The sequence below is a fragment of the Colwellia sp. BRX10-4 genome (assembly GCF_014077465.1).
GTDB lineage: Bacteria > Pseudomonadota > Gammaproteobacteria > Enterobacterales > Alteromonadaceae > Colwellia_A.
On the sequence record NZ_JACGVZ010000106.1, the window covers coordinates 1 to 475 of the forward strand.

Here is a 475-nt window from a genome sequence, read left to right on the forward strand (position 1 = left end):
CTAGTGAACATTCAAGCGGCGATAAACGCCATTTAGGGGCTATTACTAAGTGTGGTAATAGCCGTGCAAGACTACTGGTCGAAGGTGCACACTCGTATAAACACAACACCAACATTTGAAAAGAAATGCAATTAAGACAAGAAAGATTAAGCAAAGAAATTATTGATATGGCTTGGCAAGCTCAACTGAGATTGTGCCGCCGTTATTAACGACTCATGCATAAAGGTAAACATCGTAATGTAGTGGTTACGGCTATCGCCAGATAAATGATCGCCTATATTTGGGCCATTTCCCGTGAAGTTGTTCTAACACAAGTTAATCCTAAGTTACGGATAGCAAGAATGCCTGCATGAAGAAAAGTTTTGAGTTAGCGCATGGGATCAAGCATCGGGTGTGGCACAACCACCGACGGCGTTAGGACGGCAATAGCCTAACGGCTATTGAACCGCTAACATAGACTGAAGACAGGTGCCAC

At 43.6% G+C, this 475-nt stretch carries 1 pseudogene; it reads left to right on the forward strand.

Annotated elements, in window-relative coordinates:
* A pseudogene (locus tag H4J67_RS20035) lies at positions 1–353 on the forward strand (IS110 family transposase); the annotation flags it as partial.
* Positions 354–475 lie beyond the last annotated feature (122 nt).